We start from the raw sequence: 20,069 nt of genomic DNA on the forward strand, positions 1-20,069 counted from the left end.
ATGCTTCCAGACATCTGGTATGCTTCAGGTATGAAGGAGACTTGAAGGAGCCTCCTGATTACTTAGGCGTTGGTTTCTTTTGTAACGTATCTTTTCTCTGTTGCAACTCCTGTTTTTCCAGCTCTTCCTGTTTAATAGCATCCGCCCTGCGGAAGGAATCTATTCTCCGTTTACGCTCTCTTTCATTAAATAACTCTGAGAAACGGTTGTACTCACGTACATAAGAGATACCAATACCAGCCTTGTTACGGTTCACCAGGTTATATACATCGTAGTCCGTTTTACTGAATGCATTAATACGCACACGTCCTTCGGGCGTTAACAGATATTCAGCGCGGAAGTCACCGGCAAAGCGGTTGGCATTGGTAGAAGTAGCAGCCTTGCCCCAGTCGTAATCGCCACCCACATACAGGCGTATCCTGTTATTATAGAGGTTGCTGGTTACCCCGGCGCTTACCTGGTTACGGTCCATAGATGAGTTATCCTGGTTGCTTACGTTGTAAGCACGGTAGTTAACGTTGATCCCAATACCACTGTTCTTCAGCAAGGCACCCGTGATATTATTCAGGATTGCCTGTGCCTGCGCGCTCAGCGCCTGTCCCACACTGTTCTTGCCGGTAATGGCCACATTGGCGGCACCGGCAGAGTTAGGATCATCCGGCAGGAACTGATTGAACAGCAGCAGACCGGCCATCTGTTGCAATGCTTTATTCTGATCAAGGTTTACCTCATGCAGTTTAGCTGCCACACCACTTTCATATGCAAGGGAACCTACTTCAGGAAGGTTAATCTCATAAGTGATGTCCGGTTTCATCAGTTCGCCCCGCAGGTTGATGAGAATATCTACTCTTTCTGTACGGGTAGCCAGTTTATCACTGGAAGTAGAGGCGGTACCCACCAGGTTATATAAACTTACTTTAGGTAAAGAGTATTTGGCGTGGATATCTACTTTGGCTTCGCTGGGGTTGCCATTCCAGGTGATGGAGCTGTTCTTGTCTATATCAAACTTCCAGCTGGTAAGGCGTTGTAAAGTAAAGTTATAAGACCCGTTACTGATCTCATAGTTACCAAACATGCTGAAATCGCCTTCTGTATTTACCTGTATCTGTAGATTACCTGTACCATTAGCCGAGATCATATCCCCGGAAGCCGCATCCATGATCACATCTATCTGTGCATCCGGTGTAGCAGATATATCCAGTTTTACGTTCAGTTTTACGTTGTCCTTACGCTTTTTCTTCTCTTCCTTCATCTCTGTACCGTAAGACTTGAACGTGATATATTCCGATCTTCCTATGTCTTTACTATCAGAGAGCGGTAAGTAAAAATGCGTACCCCTTATTGGTCTTGCCGTGATCTTCAACTGTAGATCATTCAATGGTCCGGTAAAGTATACCTTACCATCTGCAATGACATCTCCATAAAATAAATCACTGTCCGCCGCTTCTGTATTCAGGAATACAAAGTTACGTGCCGTTACTTCGAAGTCGAAGTTGAGGTTGTCAAAATGATCATGAGAGATGTATCCGCTGGCACTGGCCTTTGTGTTATTTTTATCTATAATAGTGAAGTTCCCGAACTCGATCAGGTTATCATCTACGTTTATATTCAATTTAGGTATGGTATAATGTGTACCCAGGTACAGGACTTTTACACCCACACTATCTATTTTCAGACTGCCTTTTACCGAAGGGCGGGAGGTAGTTCCGCTGATATCCAGTTTGCCGGTAGCCAATCCTTTCAGGTCTGTCACATATCCATTTACGAAACGGTCCAGCAATGCTACGGAAGCCCCGTTGAGGTCTACCGTTGCGAGGATATTATTGTTAGTGCTGGATACGCCTACTTTTCCACTGGCCACGAAGCTCTTACCGGTATTTTCAGACGCTACGGAGAAGGTAGCTTCTTCCGTTTCCTGGCGATAGCCGCCTTTGAATGTAACAAGACCAAGAGAATCATTGTCCAGGCGCAGTTCGCTGGTGGTGATGTCCGCTTCAACGTCCAGGTTCTGCATAGGGTCGGATACGCTGATGGAACCATCTGCTAATCCTTCTATACGCATGGTGGTCAGCTGGGCGGGGATCACATCAGCCAGGTTCAGATTCTTTAGTGTGATATTGAACCGGGATTCATCCGGATTGTATTCATTGGTTTCTACGGTCACACTTTGTTCGTTACGGGTAACGCGCAGATTATGTACGGTGAGGAAGTGTTTACTCCAGTAGATCTCATTGCCCGGTGTTACGTTCCATTGTCTTTCATTGACAGTAAAAGCACTGTTGATGAAATTCACTTTCACACCATCCTGTACCGTTACCACCCGGGCGTAGAAGCCGTCCAGGGAAGAGGTATCCTCTGCCTGTAAATCTACTTTAATATAAGAAGTATCCTTGCTGGAACTGGCCAGTATCAATGGGTTTTGGAGCCATTGCTGGGTCCCTGAAGATACTTTACCAATGCTGGTACTGATATCTATCTTATTAAAATTCCCTGTACTTTTCAGTTGCAGGTCTTCGAACTTATATTTATCATAAGCCGCTTCCGGAACAGAAATATTAAGGGCGAGATTACCTTTGATCGTATTTAACGATCCATCAATTTTAGACTGATCAAACCCTGAGATCTTATCCGTAAATCCACGGATCAGTTTATCTACCTGTCCTAACTGAAATGCAAAGGAAAAGTCCTGTTTGATATCCCCAACAGGAGCAGTCGTAAAATAGCTGGGGTAGTATTTATTCAGCAACAGGCGGAAGGCATCCGGCAGTTGCATGAAGCTGTAATTACCTTTTACATATCCGCCAATTTCACTACCCTGTATAGACAGCACTTTTACGCCGTTATCCAGGTGAGTGGCCAAACTCAGGGAGTCGAATTCCAGGCGGTGATTATTCCTGTGGAGGGACACATCGTATACCCTGGCAGAACCGTTGAAGTTATCGATGTTACTACCAGCAAAGTTCAGGTCAAGTTTAGCCTGTAAATTGAGAGAGTCATTGACGATATGCAGGGCTTTCAGGTCACTGCGGCGGATATCGGAGTTGAATTTAAATACAGGTACCGGTTCGTTAAAGTCGATGGTACCCGCAAAATCCATATCCAGGTTAGGATCATTGGCGGTAAGAGAACCGTTAAAGAATTTACGGTTGAGTTCCCCTTTGGTTTTAATATTACTGTAAGAGTACCCGTAGAGGGATATCTGTTGCACATCTGCATCTACAGACGCATTTAATGTTTTGAAGTTGAAGCCCGCCCCGTTTACTTTAGCGCTGAGAGAAACCGTGGTCAGTTGCGGAACATCCAGCAGGTCGCCCAGGTTAAAGTTACTGGTGGTGAGGCTACCGGAGTATACCGGTACATCACCGCTGGTCTTAAAGTTCAGATCCGAGTTCACGTTACCGAGGTTGGTCTGGAATTTACCATAGGCCACAAAGTCATTCACGAATCCGGTGAAGCTACCTGCGAACCCGATGTTAGTGAGGTGATCTATACGTACCGGGTCTACATTCCGCAAAGTAGGAATGAAGCTTTGTACGTCGGCCCCGGTGGTTACCAGCTCGTCTGTGTGAAAATCGATGAAGGTTTCATTGATATCCGGCAGGCCACGCATTTCAAGGCTACCTTTCAGGCGGGTATTCGGACCGGCCTGCAGGTTTATATTACTGGCTTTGAGATTGCTGACAGGGCCTCTGGCATCTCCGCTTAAAGAGATTTCCTTTTTCCAGGAAGCAAGTGGCGGTGCGAAATAAGCGATATCGTCTGAGGAAAGTTTACTGTTTACAAAATGGGCCCGCATGTATACCAGGTCTATATAGTCGCTCATATCGCTGATATCTGCGTACTGCATGGTATAGTAGTTACGCAGGTGACTGCGGGGTGTTACGAGGTCCATATCGGAGAACTCCATTTCCACCGGCGACATTTTAAACCTGGCCGTGAGTTTTTTCAGCTCAAAGCCCGAGCGTTCTTTTGTTTTTAAGGTGAGGTCGCCGATGATACTGTCTTTTATGAGGCTGGTATTGGTCAGTTGCAGATTGATTTCATTGAAGCGGATATGGTGCGGTGCAAAATAACCGGCTTCTACGGCAGTAGTATCCTGTAAGTCATCTACGCCAAAGATCCCGTCTTTTATGGACAGGTCTTTTACAATCAGTTTCCAGTTATTGCTGTTCCAGCGCAGGGCAGGAATAGCGGCGGTATCCGTGAGCGGCGCAGAAGCCGTTTTAGGCCGGCGATGACGCAGGGGAGAGGAGGCATAACTGGAAATGATAAACGTTGGTTTCTCCAGGGACATTTCCTGGATATCAATGTTATGTTGTTTCAGGTCCAGGTTCTTGGCATCCAGGTAAATACGTTTGGCAACAATGCGCATATCTTCTCCCACCCAGGCATCTGCCTGGTTGATACGGATATTCCGCAGATCGGCCTGGCGAAGATCTATGGAAAGGCCTCCTCCTGTCTTAGGGGTTTTGCTGGTGTCGGGAGCACTGCTAAAGGCATCCTCAATAAATGCATAATTCCAGACAGAGTCGTTCCTGCGGCGTAAGAAATTGATCTGGGCATCTTCGAGTCCTACGAATTTGATGACCGGTTTCTCCTGGAAGAAGAACCAGTCGGTAATACGTACTTGCAGTACGCCCGCATACAGGAGCGTATCTTTGTGCTGATCTTCTATGAGAGTGCCTTCCAGCCGTAAGCTATTAAAGAGCCGTATATTAACATGATCGATCTGTACCCTTGTCTTTAGTTGATCAGATAAACGGGAAGTGACCTGTTGAACCAGGTAGTTCTGGACAGCCGGTATGTTCACCAGGATACCCAGTAAAATAGCGATCCCTAATATAGACAACAGGACAATAGATGTTATTTTACGTACCTTTTTCAGCGCAGCAAATGTTTATTCCGGGCAAAAATAGTTGAATTAGTCCATAGTCCATAGCCGGTTATCTATGATAATAAGCCTAACGCCACTAATCCGCCGACTATTGCGCAGTATTATTTTTTAACAATTTATGTAGAATGTCCAGTTGGTGTGAGGTATGATGGGCAGAAACGACTATCCTGTTGATAGGTGGACTATCCGGTGATGGGTATCTGAATGAAGAAATAATAATATCATGTTCCAGCAGTTGTGTTTCTATACCTGCCGGCTGCTGTAATACGAACATAGGCAGCAGGAACGGGTTATGGACATTCGGGATATCTGCCGTAATGATCTTAAAGTAAGCGATTTGTTTGTGTAGCAGTGCTCTTTGCGTATCATGCAGCGAAAGGCTTTGCAGGAAGGCATATGCATTGGCAGGCATCAGCGGTGTACCTGCGGTGAACAGGGGTAGTTTTTTAATAGCGGCAATGTGGGCGCCTCTGCCGGCTACCACACTACCCTGAACGCTATAGGCTTTTGCCAGGGAGGCGGCCAGCAGGTAATCCTGCTGCGGGGGCAGTGTATGCGTGATACCATTGCCGGTAGGCCCCAGGATACCTATACCGTGCGAATCATCGATCAATATCAATGCCTTTCTTTTCAGCTGTGTTAACCAACTGAAATCATTGATGGTACTGGTGAGCGGGTTCACGCCATCAGCCACTACTACAAACGTATCATCTGCATGACTGTTTATCAATGCTATGGTCTGTGTAGCCCAGTCGTGCCAGGGAATGTCCGGTATTACAGGTTTACCCAGCCACAGAGCCGGATGCGCAGACGGTGCATACAGTAACGTACCCTGTGTGGCAGCGTATTGTACAGCCGCCTGGGATGCCATATAACCGGAAGAGAAGGTTGCTGCTGCCTGCTGGTGCAGGGCAGTTGCCAATGCATGTTCCAGCTCGTCATACAGGGAAAGCTGCACATTGGCTATACGGGAGGAGATGAATATCGTACCATATCGATCAATACCGGCTTTCAGTGCTTCTTTGAACAGGGGATGCGTATGCAGCCCAAGATAGGAGAAGCCTGAAAAGAAAAGGTGTTCTTTCCCGTTGATATCAACGGTATTACCAGGAGTGATATCGGTACGTAAGGTCTGCACTATTCCGCTTTTGTTTTGATGATGAAGTAATATTCGCCGGATTTTACTTTCATATCAAAATGAGTTTCATCCAGGTTGGTGATGGTGACCAGGTTTTCTGCATCGCGCAGCCCATTGGGAGCCGTGATGGAGATGACAGCGCCATTGCTCAATAACTGGTATTTCCCGGTGTCTGGTTTGTTATCAATGGTAGCGATGAACACGTTATTATCCAGGAACTGATAATATACGTTACTGTAGTAGCCACGCTTCAGGTCTATGGCCTGGGTGATTTGCGTGTTATCGTAGGGGGATCCCGGCGGAACCACAAAATCGTATACGCGCCATTTCTTATGGATCAGCAGGCTGTTGGTATGACTGCTATTGCAGGCTGTGAGGAATAAAGCCAGTAGTAAGTATCTCATTTATTTTCCGAACTTTTCTCTATTAAAATCCTGTGAATGTCCTTTGGGAATAGACAGGCTTTGCCAGTTTTCTTTCCTGATCATTTTGCCAATGTACACAATTTGTCCAACGTGATGAGGCACATGACATAACTGCCTGTTGACGGCATCTATAACGAAATGTGGTTCATTGCGGATAAAGATGGTTTTTTCCAGATCAGCGGGTTGTAATGCAGAGAGTGCATTTATCATGCAGGTCCATCCTTTTTCCCATAGGTCCAGTATGTTTTCTTTAGAGGCTTCCGCTTCTTCAAATTCTGTATCTCTGTCGCGCCAGGGTTTTTCCCCGTCGGAAGTCAGGAAGTCTGTCCAGCGGGAGAGCATGTTCCCACTCAGGTGTTTGATGATGAGATAAATACTGTTAGGTTCACCATCAGGCTGCCAGTGCAGTTGTTCACCTGTTAACTGCTCCATGGTTTTATCTCCCAGCATTTTATAATAACTGAGTCTTGTGATGGCGCTGTCCAAATAGAGCTGTTCTATCATGGTTTAATAATTTTAGTATCCTGCGGCGCTGTCATCGCCTCTTTTATCACCTACGGCTTCCAGTTGTCCTTTCTCATTTACTTTGATCACTTCTGTACGGCCAATATACCCCATGGTCTTTATTTTATACCCCATATTTTTCAGTTGCAGCGTGAGTGTATCCGGGAAATCCGGTTCTACCGCTACTTCATCCGGCAGCCACTGGTGGTGGAATTTAGGCGCATTCACTACCTGATCTGCAGGCAGGTTGAATTCCAGTACGTTCATCAGCGTCTGAAAAACAGAGGTGATGATGGTAGAGCCGCCCGGAGTACCTGCAACAAGGTAAGGCTGACTGTTTTTCAATACAATGGAGGGTGTCATGGAACTCAGCATCCGTTTGCCCGGAGCGATGGCATTTGCTTCTGCTCCTACCAGTCCGTACATATTAGGTATGCCGGGTTTAACGCTGAAGTCATCCATTTCATTGTTGAGGAAAAAGCCAGCGCCACCAACTACCACTTTACTGCCGTAGCCGCCGTTTAAGGTAGTGGTAACGGATACGGCGTTGCCATCAGCATCCATCACGGAAAGATGGGTGGTCTCCATACTTTCAGCAACAACGCCAGCTTTGGTTTGTTCGCTGGAACCTGCTTTTGTTGGATCATAATCTTTCATCCGTTCTGCGAGGTAGGCTTTTGAGGTGAGTTGTTTCACAGGCACTTTTACAAAGTCGGGATCTCCGAGGAATGCTGCCCTGTCTGCATAAGCGCGGCGTTCTGCTTCGATCATCAGTTGTACGGATTGTAATGAATGAAAGCCCCAGGCAGCCAGCGGATATTTCTCCACCATTCCCATCAACTGTTGTAAAGCCACGCCACCACTGGAAGGCAGGGGCATGGTCACCACCTCGTATCCTTTGTAATTAAATACTACGGCCGTTCTTTCTTTTGCTTTATATGCTTTCAGGTCTGCTGTAGTGATGAGGCCATGACCACGTTGCATTTCTGCTACTATCAGTTTAGCCGTTTCTCCTTCGTAGAATCCTGCACGTCCTTTATCGCGTATTCTTTTCAGGGTATTGGCGAGGTCCTTCTGTATAAGTGTATCTCCTTCTTTCCATGTTTTTATAAAAACGCAGGATTTTGTATTTAACTGTTTAAATTGCTCCTGATGTGCGTTCAGATTTTTTGCTTCTGCCGCAGTGATCACAAAGCCTTTTTCTGCCAGTGTAATAGCAGGAGCTATCAGCGTAGCGATGGGCAGGCGGGCATATGGCAATGATGCGTAGATGCCTGCAATAGTACCAGGGACACCGGGCGCCAGGTGTCCATCCTGACTTAATTTTGTGTCGGCGTTGCCGCTCTTATCAAGGTACATATCCCGGGAAGCCTTTGCCGGAGCTGCTTCCCGATAGTCTATAGCGATGTTTTTCCCGTTCTTAAGATGGCCTACGAGGAATCCCCCACCACCCAGGTTACCTGCACCGGGGTATACGACGGCGAGCGCTAACTGGGTGGCAATGGCCGCATCCACTGCATTACCGTGCTGTTGTAACATTTGTAACCCCGCCTCACTGGCCAGCGGATGAGCGGATACTACTGCACCATGTGTTACAGTGACATTTTTCCTGACCGTATAGTGATATGCGTTTTGTTGGGCATAACCTGTGGTAGTGAGTAAAAGCAAAATTATTATACGCATAGTATATTATTGTAAAATCAGTAATTTAGTAAGCAACCATCAGAAAACCCGTCGCCACATCTAAATCAATTATATAACCCAAATCTAACACTTTATGTTACGCCCATTTAACCATTTGCTATTTTTTGTTTTATTATTTATTGTCGTCGTGCAGGGGTATGGTCAGACCATTACCGGTACTGTCACTGATGGTAAATCTGCGCTGGCCGGTGCTACCGTACAGGTAGAGCATACCAATAAAGGCGGTTATACCAATGCACAGGGTAAATTCACCCTCGAAGTAATACCGGGAACATATACGGTACTTATCAGTTATGTAGGGTTCGTCCCACAACGAAAACCGGTGACGGTCACTGCCGGACAAACGGCCACTATAGATGTAACCCTGGTGGCCAGTACTACTATGAATGAACTGGTGGTATTGGGTTCCCGCAACCTGCCACGGACCCAAACGGAAACGCCTGTACCCGTAGATGTCATTGATATCAAACGCATTACTTCTGATGCACCGCAGGTATCTGTCAATCAGATCTTAAATTACGTGGCCCCTTCTTTCAGTTCAGGTACACAGACCGTTGCCGACGGTACAGACCACGTAGATCCTGCATCCTTACGCGGACTAGGCCCAGATCAGGTGCTGGTACTGGTAAATGGTAAACGCCGTTACAATACCGCGCTGGTAAATGTAAACGGAAGTTTTGGCCGTGGCGCCGTAGGTACTGATATGAATGCCATTCCTACAGCCGCTATCGACCGCATTGAAATACTGCGTGATGGGGCAGCTGCGCAATATGGTTCAGATGCCATTGCAGGCGTGATCAACATTATTCTTAAAAGCAATGTGAATCGTTTAAACGTAAACGTTACCACTGGCGCGAATGTCACTTCGCAGGCGGATAATAATATGGATGGTCAGACGGTGCAGACGGGTGTTAACTATGGTGTACCTGTAGGTACTCATGGCGGTTATATCAACTTTGGCGGGTCTTATGATTTCCGTAATTATACGAACCGTTCCGGGCCATGGGTTGGCGCTATTTACAGGACTTATCCCGGTGCAGTAGATAAAACGGATTCTTTTTTAGTGGCGAATAAAATCACCCGTAATGATATCCGTATGAGAGCGGGGCAATCGAAAATACGCAGTTCGCAATTGTTCATGAATGCCAGTTTCCCATTAGAGAATAATGCGGAGGTGTATATTTTTGGTGGCATTGGTTACCGGAATGGAGAAGCCGGAGGGGTGTACCGTTTACCCAGTGACAGCCGGAATATCCTGGACATTTATCCTATAGGTTTTTTACCGGAGATCCATAGTGATATTTACGACCGTTCTTTAGCTGCCGGTATACGGGGAAATGTGGGCGAATGGAAAGTCGATTTCAGTAATACTTATGGCCGGAATGAATTTGATTTCAACGTCGCGAATTCACTGAATGCATCTATGGGGAAAGCATCGCCTACCAGTTTCCGCTGTGGAGGTTTGATATTCATGCAGAATACGACCAACCTGGATTTCTCCCGTCGCCTGGGAGTGTTTGATGTGGCGTTTGGTGCGGAGCATCGTTTTGAGCAATATCAGATCGTAGCTGGTGCGGAGAACTCTTATACGGATTATGGCCGGGCCACTAAAATCGGTACAGATGCTAATGGCAATCCTATCCTGATACCGGACCCTAAAGGTTCGGTTAACACGGTGTTCGGGCCTGATGGAACTGCCCGTGCAGGTGGTGCGCAGGTATTCCCCGGTTTTCGTCCGGAGAATGCGATTACGGCTACGCGCAGTGCTATTGCCGGCTATGTGGACGTAGAGGCTAATTTTACGAAGGAGTTTTTGTTGGGAGGAGCGTTGCGTTTTGAGAACTATAATGATTTTGGCAGTACTTTAAATGGTAAGATCACCAGCCGTTATAAGTTGAGTGAGGGAACCGCTTTGCGTGCCTCTGCAAGTACTGGTTTCAGGGCGCCGTCTTTGCATCAGCGGTTCTATTCTTCTACTTCTACTCTGTTCGTAGACGGTGTACCCTATGAAGTAGGTACTTTTACAAATGACAGCCGTCCTGCGCAGTTGTTAGGTATCCCGGCTTTGAAGCCGGAGAAATCCAAAAGTGTGAGCGCTGGTTTCACCAGTACTTTTGGCAAATTCAGTCTTACTGTGGATGGGTATTTTACGCGTATTAATGACCGTATAGTATATACTGATCAGTTCTCAGGTAGTAATGCGGATACAGCTTCTGCAGTGGATAAGGAGATTTATCAGTTGTTGTCTTTAGCCAATGCGAACAGGGCTGCATTTTTTGCCAATGCTATTAATTCTGAGACTAAAGGTATAGATGTCGTGTTTACGTATGGTACACGTTTAGGTGCAGGTTCTTTGCGGGCAGACCTTTCCGGTACTTATGGCTATACGCAGCAGGTAGGCGGGGTAATGGCATCTGAGAAGCTGAAGGGTAAGGAGAATATCTATTTTAGCCGGGCCAGCAGGATTTACCTGGAGAGAACGGTTCCCCGTGAGAAGATCAATGTAACCCTTTCTTATACTCTCCGTCGCTTTAATGTGTTTTTGCGCAGTGTACATTTTGGAAGTGTAGAAGAGGCGACCAACGATCCGAATTTCTATCAGACGTACTCCGCTAAGGTGGTAACGGATGCCGCGGTAGGGTACAAGCTCACTAAGGCGTTTAAAGTCAGTGTAGGGGCTAATAATGTCTTTGACGTGTATCCTGATCTGGTGGCTAACCCTAATAATACCACCAATAACCAGTTCCGGTATAGCAGAAGAGCTACGCAGTTCGGTTATAACGGCCGGTTTTTGTTTGCGAGGCTGGAGCTGAGTTTGTAAAGCATTCTTTTATTTGAGCCGCATAGGTTTTAAGCCTATGCGGCTTTTTTATTTGGGGGACTGCCTTAAAGCCCGGTACTATTCAATCAGCTCCGTGTTTGTAATAAACATCGAAAACAACACAGTAAGCGCTTAAACGCTTCTTTAAACTTCCTATAATTCTTACCAGACTTCTATATAAGAGGTATATAAGCCCTATCTATATAAGTACGGCTTATATACCTGTTATATAGGGGTTATATAGGGCTTATATACGGGTTATATATGCTAAATGGCAGAGTATCAGTTGCTTATCAGTAGTAATTAATATTTTGATGCTTTTTTACCACTGATTAGTAATGTATTAAAATATAAGGAGAATTATCATATAAAGAGATGGCGGAAAATCCGGTGTCATCTCTACCGAAAATACTTAGGGGAGTCTCTCATTAAAGCTATTGTAATCAGTTATAATATTTCTGTTTATTCTTATCTTTAATTATTGTTTAGTTAATCTCAAAATAATGGTTAAGAAAAGAGAAATTAATGTACAGGATAATGTAATATCCGTCATCACTCACAACAACGAAGACTACATTTCGCTTACCGATATGGTAAGAGCAAAAGAAGGAGATTTCTTTATTGAGCATTGGTTAAGAAACAGGAATACTGTTGAATTCCTGGGCATTTGGGAAAGTATCAATAATCCCGGTTTTAATTCCCTCGAATTCGAGGGAATTAAAAATTTGGCTGGTCTTAACTCATTTAGTATTAGTGTGAAAGAGTTAGTTAAAAAGACATTCCATCGAATTCGACGGAATTAGAATTATTAAAACCAACAAACGTGTTACTTGTGTTAACGATATTTTATATATGTTTGTGAGAGGGGGCAATTTTTACGCAGCCGGAATGCGTTTTACCTTAACATAACCTATGAATACAGCAATAAAATGCATGTGCAGTTTAATGCTGTTTGTTGTAACAACCAGCTGTAACAACCAGAATATTAACGAATTTACCCTGCGGCAGATCATGCGGGAAGAAGATGGAACCGTATGCAAACGGGTATATAGCATTCCCGGTGTACCAGGACAGGAACTCGTAGAAGTTTATTTCAGAGACGGGAGATTAAAAGAACAGTATTATCGTAAAAATGGTAAGCTGAATGGCTGCCGGATGATTTATTATGCGAATGGTCAGTTGTCTGAAACGGGTAACTGGCGTGATGATCAGCGGACCGGCGTATTTATGTATTACCGTATTGATGGCGTATTGGATTGTACGCAGAATTTTAGTTTGTTGGGGGATAGTATGAAGGAATAATATTTATTTACCCATAACCCTTACCATGAAGACCACGATCTTATTTTTCATGTTGCTGCTTAATTTGTCGGTCCTTAATGGACAAACTATATGCGCAATAGCAAAAGAGCCCAAAACCTATTACACGGTCCTGAAATCTACCAGCTTAATCTCAGATGATAATTGCAGTTTTAAAGTACTGGATTCATTAAGGGACTATGTTATCAGGGATAACGATACCACCGCATTATTGATCCTGAATAAGATGGCAGCTAAATTTGTAGGTACTGCCGCAGAAGCCCTGGATAATATTGCCGCTGCAATTTTTCATCAGAACCTGCCTTTTCTCCTGTGGTTCTGTGATGCTAATAAAAACAGTTCTATTGAAAGGACAGTGATCCTGGGTCTTAGTATAGAGGTATATGTTGATAAAGAGAAAGCAAAAGAACGGATCAATAAAGAGGCGGCTGCCGGTAAAACAACATTAACACTTACCCCATCCCAGATAAAAATACTCAACCGCATAATAAATAGCATAGATGGCTAAAATATCTATCTTAGTAGCATAAATTGCTGGATGTATATGCGCAAAGTATTGTTGTTGGCTGTATGGATGATCTTCATGTTCTCAGGTTTCGCCCAATCGCTGCAAACACCTGAACAATTCCTCGGTTACCCTTTAGGCAGCCAGTTCACGCCTCATTATAAAGTACTGGAATATTTCAAGGCAGTAGCCGCCGTTACGCCTAACATGGAGCTTGCACAATATGGAACTACCTACGAAGGCCGTCCGCTGATGCTGGCTACGATCACCTCTCCGGAGAACTTCGGCAAACTGGAACAGATCAGACAACATAACCTGGAACTGGCAGGAGGAAGCGGAAAGACGACCAGCGGAGACCCTGTTATCGTATGGCTTAGTTACAACGTTCACGGGAATGAAGCTGTATCCTCAGAAGCCGCTATGCTTACCCTGTACAAACTGGCGCAGAAAGATCAGCAATGGCTGAAAAATACGGTGGTCATTATAGATCCCTGTCTCAATCCGGATGGCAGAGAACGTTACGTGAACTTCTACAACCAGGTACATACGAAAATGATCGACCCGGAATTGTCCGGAAGAGAACATCATGAACCATGGCCGGGTGGACGTGCCAATCACTATTACTTCGACCTTAACCGCGACTGGGCCTGGCAAACACAAACAGAATCCCGTCAGAGGATATTACAATACAACCGCTGGATGCCACAGGTGCATGTGGATTTTCATGAACAATCCATCAACGCTCCCTATTACTTTGCCCCGGCAGCAGAACCTTTACATGAGGTGATCAAGCCATGGCAAAGGGATATGCAGATCCTTATCGGTAAAAACAACGCTAAATACTTCGATAACGAAGGCTGGTTATACTTCACAAAAGAAGTATTTGATATGTTCTACCCCAGTTACGGAGATACCTATCCCACCTACAACGGGGCTATCGGTATGACTTACGAGCAAGGTGGCGGCGGACACGCCGGTATCGCTGCCCTGAAAGAAGACGGAGATACATTGACGTTATCCCAGCGTATCTCTCATCATTTTACTACCGGGTTATCTACTATCGAAATATCTTCTCAGCAGGCCAACGAATTACTGTCTGATTTCACGCGCTACTTTTACGATGCTGTACATACTCCCGAAGGACCTTTCAATGCTTATGTAATAAAGGCCGCAGGGAACACCGAAAAGCTGGCCAGTTTAGCCACCCTGTTAAACAATAACAATATCCGTTTCGGCTACGGTGCTGCTGTAAATAAAGCGACCGGCTTCAATTATTTTAATGGCAAAACAGAAGGGTTTACAATAGAGAAGGAAGACCTAGTGATCAGTGCTGCACAACCCCGCTCTAATCTGTTACGTGTATTATTTGAACCGGATTCCCATCTGAACGATTCCGTTACGTACGATATCACCGCCTGGGCTTTACCATATGCCTATGGCCTGCCCAGTTATGCATTAAAGCAATCATTAGAGCCCGCAAAAGACAGCTTCCCTGCTACTAATAATACTTATCTGGCAGCCGCTAAACCATACGCTTACCTGGCCTGCTGGAACAGTATCAAAGATGTGAAATTCCTGGCAGCTCTGCTGCAAAAGAAGATCATGGTACGTTATGCCGAAGAGCCGTTTACGGCAGGAGGGAAGGCTTTCTCCGCAGGAACGCTTATCATTACACGATCAGGTAACGGGGCTCATTTTGATGAAGATGTAACTGCACTGGCGAACAAGTTTAAAACAGGGCTGGATATAGTAGGTACCGGCTTTGTAGAAAAAGGGATGGACTTTGGCTCTGATAAAGTACACTATATTAAACCGGTACGTGTAGCCGTTGTAATGGGGGATGGTATTTCTTCCCTGGCCGCCGGTGAAGTATGGCATTTCTTTGAACAACAGATCGGTTACCCCATCACTGTGATAGATCAGCAAAACCTGGATGAAGTAAACTGGAAAAAGATGGATGTCCTGATTTTACCGGATGGTAACTATAAATATCTTGCTGAAAAAGAAACTGCGGCCCGGTTGAAAGACTGGATCTCCTCCGGTGGAAAGTTAATCGCTATGCAGGATGCACTCAGCCAGATCGCTACTTTGGACTGGGGCATTAAACTGAAAAAACATGATGAAGATATCTTAGAGAAGAAAGATGAATATGGCCTGCTGAAACCATATGCCAACAGGGAAAGAGAAAGTGTAAAACAGATGATCCCCGGAGCCATCTATAAAGTACAACTGGATAATACGCATCCCTTAGCCTTTGGTTTCCCGGAAACCTATTATACCCTTAAACAGGATAGCAAAATATATGAATTCCTGGAAGATGGCGGCTGGAATGTAGGCATACTGAAAAAGAACAATTACCTCAGCGGATTTGTAGGCACAGAAACACGTAAGAAGCTGAAAGATGGCCTGCTTTTCGGTGTAAAGGAAATCGGCGAAGGTAAAATAGTGATGATAGCAGATGACGTATTGTTCCGCAGTTTCTGGGAAAACGGTAAGCTGCTGTTCGGTAATGCTGTTTTTATGGTGTACTAAAACCTTTTTATATTACATCCGATAGTCGCTGTGGTATTTACCTTCAGCGGCTTATTGGCCAGCATATCGTTAATTGCGTTATTCAGGTGACGGCTTTTTACTGCGTCCGCATTGCCCGGATTATCGTCTATCGCACCTTTGTATACCAGTTTAGCATTCTGGTTAAAAAGATAACATTCAGGCGTATGCGTAGCTTCAAAAGCATCCGCCAGCTCTCCCTTATTATCAGCTACATAATACCAGGTATATTGCTGCTCTGCAGCATATGCTTTCATCGCCTCAAACTGTTCCCTGCCACTGTTGGCATTCACCAGCACCACGCCAATATTATTATTCAGTGCATAACGGCAGATTTCCTGTGTTCTTGCCTTATTCCGCTCTATATAAGGGCAGGCATTGCCGGAGAACATTACCAGTATCCCATTGCTTTTTTTAGCCTGATTAAGTGTGATATCCTTACCGGAAACATCATGAAGAAGCAGGTCTGCTTTGGGAAGAGGAGCGCCTATTTCAAGTGGCAACCCGGGCACACTGGCGTAGGTAAGCCACGAACAAATGAACAGTTGAGAGCAAATTTTTAACATAAACTCAAGATATAGGTACTAAAGGGCCACAACACTACACGAAATACCTTTCAAAGATACGGATTTTTTATAATTTATCGTGGGCAGGGGTCTCCTTCAGGATCCTGATACTCGCATTCAGCTCAAAACCAACGAGTAAGATGAAAGAGTAGAAATAAACGGAAAGCATCAGGATGATGATGGTACCGATAGAGCCGTAAATCTTGTTATAGTTACTGAAGTTATTGACAAAATAGGAGAATAGGATGGTGACGAGGATCATCAGCATGGTAGCAAAAGTAGCCCCTGCGGTAACGAATTTCCATCGTTTGGTAGTAGCTGGTACAAAGCGGTAGATCACAGACAGGGTAGAAAAGAAGAGCAATCCTATCAATATCCAGCGGGTGACATCTGCCAGGGAGAGAATCCTTCTGTTAGTGATGCCGAGGGCATCAAATATGAACTTTAATACGGTTCCCTGGGCAATGATGAGGATGACGGTCAACAGTAACAGGAATACGAGAATAACGGTGATCCTCAATGCTGTTAGACGTTTCTGCCACCATTTCCTCCTTCTGAAACCGGGCGACTTTTTATTAAAGGCGCGCATCAGGCCCATTACTGCATTGGAAGAAGCGAAGAATCCCATCAGGAACGCGATGGATAACAGCCCGTTACGATGCGTATACAGGAAGTCATGGATCATATCGCGTACAATCATGTAGGTATTGTAGTTGGGCGTTACGTCTTCTGCCAGTTCGTAGAGAGTAGGTTCTACATTCTTCATGGGGATGTAGGGAACCAGTGTGAACAGGAAGATAAAGAACGGGGGAATGGCCAGCAGGAAGTTGAATGAGATAGCTGCTGCCCTTTCCCCCAGGCTTTTATTGCGGGTTTCTTTCAGGAAAAACTTTACTACATCATAAAATGGCAGTCCTTCAAAGCCGGGTAACACAAGTGTTTTGCTTCTGTTAACCACACTGCGGACTGGTTTCGAATTGAGTACAAGTCTTTCCGGTTTGAACATAATCTTATATTCCTCTTGCGTTTAACGCGGCCTGGTATGCTCTGGCGTTCTTCATGTGCTCCTCATAGGTAGCAGCAAAAGCATGATAACCGGAGAAATCCCATTTGGCGCAGAAATAGAGGTAGTCTGTTTCCGGGGTATTCAGCACGGCTTCCAGCGTTTTGATGGAAGGGGTACAGATAGGGCCCGGAGGCAAACCCTCGTTACGGTAAGTATTGTAAGGAGAGTCGAACAGCAGGTGAACTTCCCTGATCCTCCTCAGACCAAAATCCTGCAAAGCAAATTTCACGGTAGGATCTGCCTGCAGGCGCATTCCTTTACGGAAGCGGTTCAGGTATACGCTGGAGATGAGCGGTTTCTCATCGTTCTTATTACTTTCTTCTTCTACGATAGAGGCAAGGATAGTTACCTGGTTGATAGTGAGGCCCAGGTGTTTCGCAGACTCCTTACGGGCTTCTGTCCAGAACTCTTCCCTGCCTTCTTCTATCTTCTTAAAAGCGCTTTCCGCGGAGGTATTCCAGTAAAACTCATAACTGTTTGGAAGAACGGCGCACATGACGGTATTGGTATCCACATTGAACTGGCGCAGGTATACCTGGTCATTGATCAAGGCCAGCAGGGTAGCAGAATCGGCTTCCAGATTGGCGCATATCTTATGGATAAAGTCTTTTTTGGTACGCAGTTTTGTGATAGTAAGAATAACCGGTGTTTGTCTGCCGGAACGCAGCAGTTTCACTATCTCAAAGTTACTCATTCCCCGGGTGATTTTGTATTTACCGGCTTTTACGTGCTGGGGATAACTGAGTTCGCGTGCTACCCAGTCGAAGCTGCTGCGGCTGCGGATGATCTCCTGTTCTTCCAATCCCTCCAGCACAGCCGAATAAGTGCTACCGGTGCGTACGTAAAAGAATTTATTGTCTCCGAATGCTTTTGTATTAGGACCAAATGTACGGTAGCCTACATAGACTAAAACGCCTGCCGCAAGGCAGCACAATGCCACCAGCAAACGTTTCACCCAGGGGGATTTTTGCTTCTTCTGTTTAGATTTACTCTTTTTTGCCATAGAGGGTAGGGTAGTATTCAATAAAAAACCTCGCTTTTTAAGGGCGAGGTCCTACATTATCTTTATCAAACCGGTTATTTACGGTTTTTTAGGCGCTGGCGCAGGTGTCATTGGTGTTGAAGGCTGTACGGGAGCGCTACCAGCAGCTTGTTCCATGATAGTTTTAGGTTGTTTTGCCACTGTTCCTTTGGAGATGAAGAAAGTAGAAGTGAGGCAAAGCACCGCGATAAGGGCAGCCAGTACCCATGTACCTTTTTCAAGTACATCTGTTGTCTGACGAACACCCATCACCTGGTTACCGAAACCACCGAAAGAACCGGATAATCCACCACCTTTAGGGTTCTGCACCAGTACGAAAAAGCCCAACAGCACGCAGGCCAGGATGATTAATATACCGAAAATGAATAACATAATATATGTGTTAATTATTGTCTGTTAGTAACTGTAATTCCTTAATCTTTTGCGCAAAATAAGCGCTTTTGTTGGGATTAAGCAAACTTAATTTTTGATATATGTGGATGGCCGTTTGGTACTGCCTTTGCTTCGCCCAGATTTCCGCCAGTGTTTCAGAAACAACGTCATCAGTGAGGGTGATAGACTCCATCGCCATCTTCTCTACCGCCTCCGAAACTTCAGGATCGAAGTCTTCATAACTGCGCCTTAATTCCTTGTGATATTGTTCTTTAGTAGCCTTTTCCGAGAAGGTATGTTTGATATCTTTCAGCCAGGAAGTGAAGCTCTTCATTTCAGAAGCGCCTTTTTCACTGATCACTTCGGCCTGTTCCGGTTCTTTCAGGCGTTTATAGGCGAAGTAGTCGTCGGTATATAAAGGCTGGTAAGTAAGGGTATTTTCCGCAGGCCCCATTTCCAGCGGGAAGATTTTGATATCATCATCCTCTATTCCGGTGTTTACAGTGGTATCGGCCATTGGCTTTATTACTGTAATAGGAGAAGGGGTTGCTTCCACTTCCGGCGCTTTATAAACCGTTTCCGGTGTTTCGTACAGGATTTCAGGTTCAGGCGCTGTGTAAGCAGGTTCCGGCTCTGCATTCACAGGTTCCGGCGCTACGTAAAGAGTCTCTGGTTCCACATTCACAGGTTCCGGCACATACTCAGGTCCATCTACCACTATTTCTTTATCAGAAATAGTAATGAACTCTTCTTTCTCCGGAGTCAGACCCGGATAAGAGAGGAGAGAATCGTCCAGTAAAGGAACATATGCAGCAGGCTGTTCCGGTTCAACAGGTTTTACCGGTTCAGGAACAAAAGGTACCTCAGGAGTTACAACAGCCTTTGCTTCATCACTGGTAATGAACCGGTAGAAGTAATGCATGTTGGTACTGTACAACTGGGCTGTTTTAACGGCCGGGGCCAGCAGATTGCGTTGTACGGTATATTGTTTTTTGGCAAGAAGCAGGCGTGCAGTAGTAAAATACGGATACGACGTTACCAGCCGCTCTATAGCTGCCTCATCCACCTGCTTGATATCAGGTTCCTGGAAGATATGCTGAATGATCCTGTTCGCGGTCATATGCTGCTAAAGTATGAAAAAAATTCAAATATGTATGAAGTA

General features: G+C 45.3%; 15 protein-coding genes. 5 read left to right on the forward strand and 10 right to left on the reverse strand.

Translation table 11 applies throughout. From position 1 onward, the window contains the following. Positions 1 to 58: 58 nt before the first annotated feature. The 5 genes from GO495_RS13255 to ggt form a co-directional block, all read right to left on the reverse strand. Positions 59 to 4,849, reverse strand: coding sequence for a translocation/assembly module TamB domain-containing protein (locus tag GO495_RS13255; RefSeq protein ID WP_157300175.1), 4,791 nt, complete (start codon positions 4,847 to 4,849; stop codon positions 59 to 61). Positions 4,850 to 4,982: 133 nt separating this feature from the next. Beyond that, positions 4,983 to 6,032, reverse strand: coding sequence for a hypothetical protein (locus GO495_RS13260; RefSeq protein WP_157300176.1), 1,050 nt, complete (start codon positions 6,030 to 6,032; stop codon positions 4,983 to 4,985). Continuing rightward, positions 6,032 to 6,436, reverse strand: coding sequence for a hypothetical protein (locus GO495_RS13265; RefSeq protein WP_157300177.1), 405 nt, complete (start codon positions 6,434 to 6,436; stop codon positions 6,032 to 6,034). Before GO495_RS13265 ends, GO495_RS13260 begins: the two co-directional genes overlap by 1 nt. Further along, positions 6,437 to 6,961, reverse strand: a complete 525-nt coding sequence (locus GO495_RS13270; protein ID WP_157300178.1) for a DUF1572 family protein — start codon at positions 6,959 to 6,961, stop codon at positions 6,437 to 6,439. 12 nt (positions 6,962 to 6,973) lie between these two features. Beyond that, on the reverse strand, positions 6,974 to 8,644 hold the full coding sequence (gene ggt, locus GO495_RS13275; RefSeq protein WP_157300179.1) for a gamma-glutamyltransferase: 1,671 nt from the start codon (positions 8,642 to 8,644) through the stop codon (positions 6,974 to 6,976). Positions 8,645 to 8,738: 94 nt separating this feature from the next. Here ggt and GO495_RS13280 point away from each other — a divergent pair, with 94 nt between their 5' ends. The 5 genes from GO495_RS13280 (at position 8,739) to GO495_RS13300 (ending at position 15,843) form a co-directional block, all read left to right on the forward strand. Further along, the gene (locus tag GO495_RS13280; RefSeq protein ID WP_157300180.1) at positions 8,739 to 11,486 is read left to right on the forward strand and encodes a TonB-dependent receptor; all 2,748 of its coding nucleotides are present in this window, start codon (positions 8,739 to 8,741) and stop codon (positions 11,484 to 11,486) included. 503 nt (positions 11,487 to 11,989) lie between these two features. Next, positions 11,990 to 12,289 (forward strand): KilA-N domain-containing protein, encoded by a 300-nt coding sequence (locus GO495_RS13285; RefSeq protein WP_157300181.1) that lies wholly within the window; start codon positions 11,990 to 11,992, stop codon positions 12,287 to 12,289. Between the two features lie 109 nt (positions 12,290 to 12,398). Then, positions 12,399 to 12,788, forward strand: a complete 390-nt coding sequence (locus GO495_RS13290) for a toxin-antitoxin system YwqK family antitoxin (protein ID WP_157300182.1) — start codon at positions 12,399 to 12,401, stop codon at positions 12,786 to 12,788. Between the two features lie 25 nt (positions 12,789 to 12,813). Continuing rightward, positions 12,814 to 13,314 carry a hypothetical protein gene (locus GO495_RS13295; protein ID WP_157300183.1) on the forward strand — a complete coding sequence of 167 codons (501 nt, stop codon included), beginning with the start codon at positions 12,814 to 12,816 and terminating at the stop codon, positions 13,312 to 13,314. A 36-nt stretch (positions 13,315 to 13,350) separates the two neighbouring features. Then, a complete protein-coding gene (locus GO495_RS13300) occupies positions 13,351 to 15,843 on the forward strand; it encodes a M14 metallopeptidase family protein (RefSeq protein ID WP_157300184.1) in 2,493 nt (830 codons plus the stop codon). Here GO495_RS13300 and GO495_RS13305 read toward each other — a convergent pair. From GO495_RS13305 to GO495_RS13325, 5 genes are all read right to left on the reverse strand, one after another. Next, positions 15,840 to 16,427 (reverse strand): redoxin domain-containing protein, encoded by a 588-nt coding sequence (locus GO495_RS13305; RefSeq protein WP_157300185.1) that lies wholly within the window; start codon positions 16,425 to 16,427, stop codon positions 15,840 to 15,842. The genes GO495_RS13300 and GO495_RS13305 overlap by 4 nt on opposite strands. A gap of 67 nt (positions 16,428 to 16,494) precedes the next feature. Further along, positions 16,495 to 17,433, reverse strand: coding sequence for a YihY/virulence factor BrkB family protein (locus GO495_RS13310; protein WP_157300186.1), 939 nt, complete (start codon positions 17,431 to 17,433; stop codon positions 16,495 to 16,497). A 4-nt stretch (positions 17,434 to 17,437) separates the two neighbouring features. After that, positions 17,438 to 18,496, reverse strand: a complete 1,059-nt coding sequence (gene mltG / locus GO495_RS13315; protein WP_157300187.1) for an endolytic transglycosylase MltG — start codon at positions 18,494 to 18,496, stop codon at positions 17,438 to 17,440. Between the two features lie 78 nt (positions 18,497 to 18,574). Then, positions 18,575 to 18,907, reverse strand: coding sequence for a preprotein translocase subunit SecG (gene secG, locus GO495_RS13320; protein WP_157300188.1), 333 nt, complete (start codon positions 18,905 to 18,907; stop codon positions 18,575 to 18,577). Positions 18,908 to 18,917: 10 nt separating this feature from the next. Beyond that, the gene (locus GO495_RS13325) at positions 18,918 to 20,027 is read right to left on the reverse strand and encodes a hypothetical protein (protein ID WP_157300189.1); all 1,110 of its coding nucleotides are present in this window, start codon (positions 20,025 to 20,027) and stop codon (positions 18,918 to 18,920) included. Positions 20,028 to 20,069 lie beyond the last annotated feature (42 nt).

It is taken from the genome of Chitinophaga oryziterrae (assembly GCF_009758125.1).
Classification (GTDB): domain Bacteria; phylum Bacteroidota; class Bacteroidia; order Chitinophagales; family Chitinophagaceae; genus Chitinophaga; species Chitinophaga oryziterrae.

Coding starts and splice junctions, on each gene's coding strand:
- GO495_RS13265 (WP_157300177.1), bottom strand. CDS start 6,436: ATGAGATACTTACTACTGGCTTTATTCCTCACAGCCTGCAATAGCAGT.
- GO495_RS13270 (WP_157300178.1), bottom strand. CDS start 6,961: ATGATAGAACAGCTCTATTTGGACAGCGCCATCACAAGACTCAGTTAT.
- ggt (WP_157300179.1), bottom strand. CDS start 8,644: ATGCGTATAATAATTTTGCTTTTACTCACTACCACAGGTTATGCCCAA.
- GO495_RS13280 (WP_157300180.1), top strand. CDS start 8,739: ATGTTACGCCCATTTAACCATTTGCTATTTTTTGTTTTATTATTTATT.
- GO495_RS13285 (WP_157300181.1), top strand. CDS start 11,990: ATGGTTAAGAAAAGAGAAATTAATGTACAGGATAATGTAATATCCGTC.
- GO495_RS13290 (WP_157300182.1), top strand. CDS start 12,399: ATGAATACAGCAATAAAATGCATGTGCAGTTTAATGCTGTTTGTTGTA.
- GO495_RS13295 (WP_157300183.1), top strand. CDS start 12,814: ATGAAGACCACGATCTTATTTTTCATGTTGCTGCTTAATTTGTCGGTC.
- GO495_RS13300 (WP_157300184.1), top strand. CDS start 13,351: ATGCGCAAAGTATTGTTGTTGGCTGTATGGATGATCTTCATGTTCTCA.
- GO495_RS13305 (WP_157300185.1), bottom strand. CDS start 16,427: ATGTTAAAAATTTGCTCTCAACTGTTCATTTGTTCGTGGCTTACCTAC.
- GO495_RS13310 (WP_157300186.1), bottom strand. CDS start 17,433: ATGTTCAAACCGGAAAGACTTGTACTCAATTCGAAACCAGTCCGCAGT.
- mltG (WP_157300187.1), bottom strand. CDS start 18,496: ATGGCAAAAAAGAGTAAATCTAAACAGAAGAAGCAAAAATCCCCCTGG.
- secG (WP_157300188.1), bottom strand. CDS start 18,907: ATGTTATTCATTTTCGGTATATTAATCATCCTGGCCTGCGTGCTGTTG.
- GO495_RS13325 (WP_157300189.1), bottom strand. CDS start 20,027: ATGACCGCGAACAGGATCATTCAGCATATCTTCCAGGAACCTGATATC.